The sequence below is a fragment of the Streptomyces africanus genome, from assembly GCF_002150735.1.
Classification (GTDB): Bacteria; Actinomycetota; Actinomycetes; order Streptomycetales; family Streptomycetaceae; genus Streptomyces; species Streptomyces africanus.
The window spans coordinates 1-6065 of sequence record NZ_MUKA01000431.1 but is presented as its reverse complement, the minus strand read 5'-3'; the positions used below and the strand labels follow the sequence as shown (position 1 = coordinate 6065).

Genomic DNA, 6065 nt, shown 5'->3' with positions numbered 1-6065 from the left:
GCGCCCGGATGGGCGGCCGGCGCGGCCACCGCGACGAACCCGTGCCGCCCGGCGACCACCTGCCCGGCCACCCGGCGCCCAACGCGGACCACATACACGCCCCGGGGCCCGCGCGGCTGAAGCCCCCTTCCAGTATGCGGTAGGGTTGACCTGCGCGATCACGCGGTTCACCCCGCGCGAGGCGCATCGGGACGTGGCGCAGCTTGGTAGCGCACTTGACTGGGGGTCAAGGGGTCGCAGGTTCAAATCCTGTCGTCCCGACTTGCTGGAACAGCAGGCCGGAGGCCGTGTCGGAGGGTTCGACACGGCCTCTTGCCCTGTCCCCCTCTCACGCGCGCGTCGCCGGGTCGCAGATCCCCAGCGCCACCAGCCGCAGATCGGCTTCCGGCCCGGCCGCGGCCCGTTGCGCACCCGGCCCGGGCAGCCCGCCGGCCGTCCGCTCCGCGATCCGTTCCAGGTACGTGCGTACCGACACCCCCTCGGCCGCGGCCGCCGCGGCGAAGCGGTCGTACGCGGCCGCCGAGAGGGTCAGGTCCCTCGTCTCAGGCACCGGCGGGCTGCCTCCCCTCCGCCAGCAGGTCGAGCAGCTCCCCGGCCCACGACGGGTCGTAGCGGTCGAGACGCGGCACGCCGCCCTCATCGGGGTCCTTCGTCCACTCGACGTGCGCGCCGGGGTTGTGGGCCGCGTACCCGCCGGGCGCGAACAGATGGGGGCTGCCCTGCACGCCGGGGCCCTGGGCGACGCGGAACTGCTCGTAGACCTCGGCCCGCCCGGCACCGCGCTCCAGGGCGCGGCCCAGGGCCTGTTCGTCCACGTGCTCGCACGAGGCGGCCACGTCGAGGATCTCCGAGAGGATGCTGACGCAGCGGCTCTCGACGTAGAACGCGTGCCGCAGACCGGCGTCCAGCTCGTCGCTGCCGCGCAGGCCGCCGATCAGCGGGTCCTTCGCGGCCTGGACGGCTTCCATCACGGGCAGCATCGTCGACGGGTAGTCGTACTCCCGCCCCGCCCACAGGCGCCAGCCGAGGTCCGGGCGGTGTGCGGAGATCACCACGATCTCGGGCTCCACGATGAACTTGGGCGTGGGCTGGTGGTTGAACAGCTCCAGCGGGAACGCCCGGTGGTCGATCAGCAGGTCCTGCCCGCGTTCGCGGGCCGTCGTGCGCAGCGTGTGCAGCGCGAGGGTGGCCCAGGGACACCCCGGATCCGACCAGACGGTGACGGGCCGTGGCTCCGGGGCAGCGCTCATGGTGTCCTCCTTGGTGGCGGGACCACACCCGGGTCCCCGCCGGGTGTGCGGCGGCACGGAACTCCATGGTGACGCGCCTGCGGCGCCCGGTGCCCGACCCCGCCGCCACTCTGTCAAGTCCCCCTGAAAGAGCCCCGGAAGGGGTGCTCGTCGACCGCGGCGGTGGTCCGGACACAGCTGGAAGGACGGGTTCCGGATCGGGCATCCCGGGGGCGGGGACGCGATGGTGGCCCGGCCACCGCCACTCGTCGCAAGTCCTGTGCTCCGTGTACCTGGGACCGGCGCGCCGTGTACCGCACATTGGACGGGCAGCCCTTCGGATCGTCTTCGTCTACTCCTGATGGAGGGTCCGTTCATGAGTGTGGTCGCGCTGAGCCCCGACCGAGCGCAGAGTCCGACCATGCACGAGCCGCCGTACGCACCTCCGTGCACCGTGTCGCTGCCGGAGATGTGCTCACTGCTGTTCGCCTCCCTGCCCCGCAGCGACCAACGCCGCAAGGGCATGGAGTACATACGAGGTTTGCTGGAGGTGAGGGGACGCAAGTCGATACGCAACATCGCCGCGCTCGTCGGGGGACAGGCGACGGAACAGAGCCTGCACCACTTCATCAGCGACTCCAGTTGGGAATGGGGGCCGGTGCGCCGGGCACTGGCCCGGTACGTGGTGAGTGCCGTCCCGCCACAGGCGTGGGTGGTGCGGCCGATGGTCATCCCCAAGGCCGGGCGCCACTCCGTCGGGGTGGAGCGGCGCTTCTTCCCGGAGCACGGCCAGATGCTCAACGCCCAGCAGGCCGTGGGCGTGTGGTCGGTCGCCGAGGAGATGAGCGTGCCGGTCAACTGGCGACTGCAGCTCTCCCCGTCCTGGTTCGCCGAGGAACGCCGGCGCCGTGCGTCGATACCGGACGACGCGTCGGCGGAGACCCTGGGCGAATGCGCGCTCCAGGCCGTCCTGGAGACCGCGGCGTGGCAACTGCCGCCCCGCCCCGTGGTGATGGACGCCCGCGGGGGTGACGTCGGCTCGACGGTGTCGGGGCTCCTCGACCTGGGCATGCCGATGATGCTCAGGGTCGACGACTCCCTGCGGCTGTCGGTGGCGGACCCCGCGCTCAAGGGTTTCGACACCACCCCCAGGCCGGTGCGCCAGATCATGAGCGCGAGCCGGGGCCTGCAGCGGCCGGTGGTGTGGCCGGACGGCGGCGGAGGAGCGGTCCGGCGCTCCGGGCTCGTCACCGCCGTACGCGTGGCGCTGCCCGGCCCGTCGAGCCGGCGGACCGGAACCGGGCTGTGTGACCTGCTCCTGCTCGGGGTGGGCACCAACGACCGGCGGCGGCCGAGGGAGGTGTGGCTGACGGACCTGACGTCGGTCCCGCCCGCGTTCTGGATGCGGATGCGGGCGATGGTCCGCCGGGTCGACCAGGACTTCGCCCGGGCGGCCGACCAGGTGGGGCTCCGCGACTTCGCCGGACGCTCCTACCGCGGCTGGCACCGGCACGTGACCCTCGCCTCGGCCGCGCACGCCCTGTCGGCTCTGGGCGACACCGACGACGGCGAGCTCGACTACGCGTCCTGATCCCCGGCGGCGTCCCCGGCCGGCTCCTCGCGCTCCCGCAGCACGTGCCGTATCCGGGACATGCGGAGCGCGAGCTGGATCTCCAGGGCACGTTCGGGCCGCTGCCAGTCGGGGCCGATCAGGTCACCGATGCGCTCCAGCCGGCGGGCCACGGTGTTGGGGTGCACGTGGAGCTTCTCGGCCGCGTACGTCGGGCTCCCGCCGGTGTCGAAGTAGGCGTCCAGCGTGCGGATCAGCTCCGTCAGCCGCTGCTCGTCGTAGTCGAGCACGGCACCTATCGTGCTCTGGATGAACCTTTCGGCATCCACCTGGTCCGAGAGCAGCAGGCCCATGAACCCCATCTCGTGGGTCGAGGTCGAGGTTCCGGTGACGCCGAGGGCGGTCATCGCGTCGAGGCAGCGTGCCGCTTCCCGGTACCCGTGGAGGACCGCACCGGGGTCCGACACGGGTCCGGAGCCGCTGACCGTGGGCGGACGGCCGGGCAGGGACGACAGTTCGTCGTGCACCGTCCGGGCGGCGGCGCCCGGGTCGGTGCCCGGCAGCAGCAGCACGATGTCGCCCTCGTGCGTGGTGTGCAGCCCGTTCACACGACGCGCGCAGGACGACGCCCGGGTCACCGCGTGCGCCTGCGCGTCCCCCTCGAAGCGGGCGATCACGACGACGTGCGGCTGGTCCAGCCCGATGCCCAGCCGGCGGGCGCGCCGCTCGAGCAGGTCCCGGGGCCGGGGCACGCTGATCAGCAGATCGTCGAGCAGTTCGTCCCGGAACTGCCCCTCCACGACCGTGCCGCCGCCCTCCTGGAGCAAGAGCAGCAACGCGGCTGCCCGGGCCGCGCACCGCAGCAGTTCCGCGGTGTCGCCGGACAGCGTGGGACCGGCCTGGACGTACAGGGCGCCCAGGTGGTGACTGCCGGCCAGGAGCGGCACGGACCAGATGCCGCCGTCCAGGAGGGCGGGGGAGGGATCCAGCAGCAGCCCGGTGTCCTTCGCGGCGCGGGCGAACTGTTCGCGGGTGGTCTCGGACAGGTCCCCGGAGGCGGCGATCGCCGTGCCGTGCGGACCGCACAGCAGCACGGGAGCACCCAGCCCGAGGTGGCACTCCTCCACCAGCAGCTGTGGATCGCAGCCACCGAGCACCAGGTCGAGCAGGGCCCCCTGCGTGGCGACCAGGCCGCGCGCGTCGGCCAGTTCGGCCTCCGCGCCGAGCACCCGCTCCCGCAGGGCCGCCGTCTCCTCCCGCGTCTCGTCCAGGTGCAGGGCCCGGTCCAGGGCCACGCCGCCGATCTCGGCGAGCATGTTCACGAGCGCTGTCTCGTCGGCGGAGAAGTGGCGCACGCTGCGGTCCGCCACGTGCAGCGATCCCTCGGTGCCGGCGGCCCGGCTCAACGGCACGGCGAGGACGGCGTGCAGCCCTTCGGCGCTGATCCACCGATCGAGTTCGCCGGCGTGCCGGAAACTGTCGTCCGTCAGGTAGTCGGAGGTCCACAGCGGCGCACGGTGCGCCAGCACGGCGGACGCCAGCCCGGCTCCCCTCGGTAATCGCAGCCGCGCGTTCAGCATCGTGACGTGCCCGTCGAGCGAGTGCAGCCGGAACCCCCCGCCGTCGTCGGCGGGCAGGGTGACCCAGGAGACGTCGGCGCCCAGCAGCAGCCGCGCCCGGCGGGTGATGATCTTGAGGGTGTCCTCGACGGTGTGCGCGCTCGCCAGGTCGGAGGCGGTGTCGACGAGCGTGGCGAGGGCGGCGCTCCACTGCTGGCGGCGCTCCAGCCGGGCCTGGATGCCCAGGGCCAGCCGTTTGGTCTGTTCCACCCTGCGCAGGTCGGCGCCGGTCACGCCCTGTTTGCGGGCCTCCTCGACCACCGCTTCGAAGCGGTTGGCCGACCCCTCGCCGGCCAGGAGGTCCAGCAGGGCCAGCACGGCCGCCACGGCTTCGTCCTTCTTCTGCGACACGAGGCCCTCCGGTGTCTCGTTCCCCAACCGCCGGCAGTGACGGTGCACGACGGCCGAGTCGGACGGGCCACGGCCTCACCGCAGCAACGGGAGGACTCCCGCGTGCGTTCCGCGAGCCGTGCCCGCGCCCCGAGAGCCACAGCCTCTCCCCACATGGTCACCTGGTGGCCTGCGGACCGGACCCGTGCCGGCCGACGACCCGGCAGGCGCACTGTCCTTTCGCGAACCCTCCTGGCGATTATGCCAGTTGGCGCATGCAGAGGTGTTTTGGGAAGCGCGGTGTGCGCCGTCACACTCACTGGGTGTGACGGCGCACCTGTAGCGGACGGCGGTGCTCAGAGCGCCAGGAGCGAGACGATGGCGGGCCCGAAGGCAGCGCCGAGGAGATACGACAGGTTGAACATGCCGATGGCCGGCGGGCGTTGGTCGTCGGGCACGGCCGAGGCGGCGTGCACCGCGAACGCTCCCTGGCCCGACGCCGCCGCGATCGACGTCAGGGCCTGGGCGGCCAGCAGGACCAGGGCGGAGGTGCCGGCGACCGCCAGCACGACCCCCAGGACGGCGAGACCGGCCAGAGCGGTGATCACCGCCCGGCGTCCCGTCCGCGCCGAGACCGCCACGACGAACCAGGACAGGGCGCCGCCCAGCAGCAGCGGCCACACCATGGCGACGCCGATCTCGCTGGTCGACCACGACGTGTGGTCCTCCAGCCGTTCCGGAATCGCGTACATCATGCCGAAGTTGACCACCGCCAGGCACAACGCGAGGCCCGCCGAGACCAGGAAGCCCGGGTTGCGGACCAGGACGGCGGGCACGAAACCCCGCGGCCGAGCGCGCACCCGGGCCGCCAGCAGCCCCGCGGCGAGGACGGAGCACACGCCGGCGACCAGCGGCTGGTGCGGCACGAACACCAGAGCGGTGACCAGCGCGGTCAGCAGCACCGCGCCCAGCGGGTCGAACGGCTCCCGGGTGACCGGGGCGCCGTGCGCGCACCGGGCCACGGCGAAGGGGACGGCCACCGCGCTCAGCACGGGCAGCGCGAGGGTGGCCTGCCAGGACAGCAGGTCGTTGACGAGGGAACCGGCCAGCGGGGCCGTCGAACCCACCACGGCGAGCGAGGCGGTGACCAGTCCCATGGCGCGGGGCGAGCCGGCCAGGCTCATGGCCGTCGCCGTGAGGCCGGCCGTGCCGAGGCCCATCAGGGCGGTCCCCAGGACGAGCACCGGCAGGACGGGTATGCCGGCCACCAGGCCCGCCCCCAGCAGGACGAGCAGACCGCAGGCGGTGAGGGCGGTG

Annotated in this window: 5 protein-coding genes and 1 tRNA gene; 2 read left to right on the top strand and 4 right to left on the bottom strand. The window is 73.2% G+C overall.

The window, feature by feature from the left end; translation table 11 throughout:
* The first annotated feature begins 187 nt into the window (after positions 1-187).
* A tRNA-Pro gene (locus tag CCL05_RS38840) sits at positions 188-261 on the top strand.
* A 67-nt stretch (positions 262-328) separates the two neighbouring features.
* On the opposite strand, the gene CCL05_RS38835 is transcribed toward CCL05_RS38840, so the two are convergent.
* Together CCL05_RS38835 and CCL05_RS38830 are read right to left on the bottom strand one after the other, a co-directional pair.
* The gene (locus CCL05_RS38835) at positions 329-550 is read right to left on the bottom strand and encodes a hypothetical protein (protein WP_086565322.1); all 222 of its coding nucleotides are present in this window, start codon (positions 548-550) and stop codon (positions 329-331) included.
* Entirely contained in the window at positions 543-1250 is a 708-nt protein-coding gene (locus CCL05_RS38830) for a DsbA family oxidoreductase (RefSeq protein ID WP_086565321.1), read from the bottom strand. Before CCL05_RS38830 ends, CCL05_RS38835 begins: the two co-directional genes overlap by 8 nt.
* Positions 1251-1605: 355 nt before the next feature.
* Here CCL05_RS38830 and CCL05_RS38825 point away from each other — a divergent pair, with 355 nt between their 5' ends.
* Entirely contained in the window at positions 1606-2820 is a 1215-nt protein-coding gene (locus tag CCL05_RS38825) for an IS701 family transposase (RefSeq protein ID WP_244204546.1), read from the top strand.
* Here the strand turns inward: CCL05_RS38825 and CCL05_RS38820 are convergent.
* A complete protein-coding gene (locus CCL05_RS38820; protein ID WP_086565320.1) occupies positions 2808-4769 on the bottom strand; it encodes a helix-turn-helix domain-containing protein in 1962 nt (653 codons plus the stop codon). The two genes, CCL05_RS38825 and CCL05_RS38820, sit on opposite strands and share 13 nt — an antisense overlap.
* Before the next feature lie 335 nt (positions 4770-5104).
* The coding region (locus CCL05_RS38815; protein ID WP_107400572.1) for an MFS transporter at positions 5105-6065 on the bottom strand (961 nt) is incomplete at its 5' end.

Coding starts and splice junctions, on each gene's coding strand:
- CCL05_RS38830 (WP_086565321.1), bottom strand. CDS start 1,250: ATGAGCGCTGCCCCGGAGCCACGGCCCGTCACCGTCTGGTCGGATCCG.
- CCL05_RS38825 (WP_244204546.1), top strand. CDS start 1,606: ATGAGTGTGGTCGCGCTGAGCCCCGACCGAGCGCAGAGTCCGACCATG.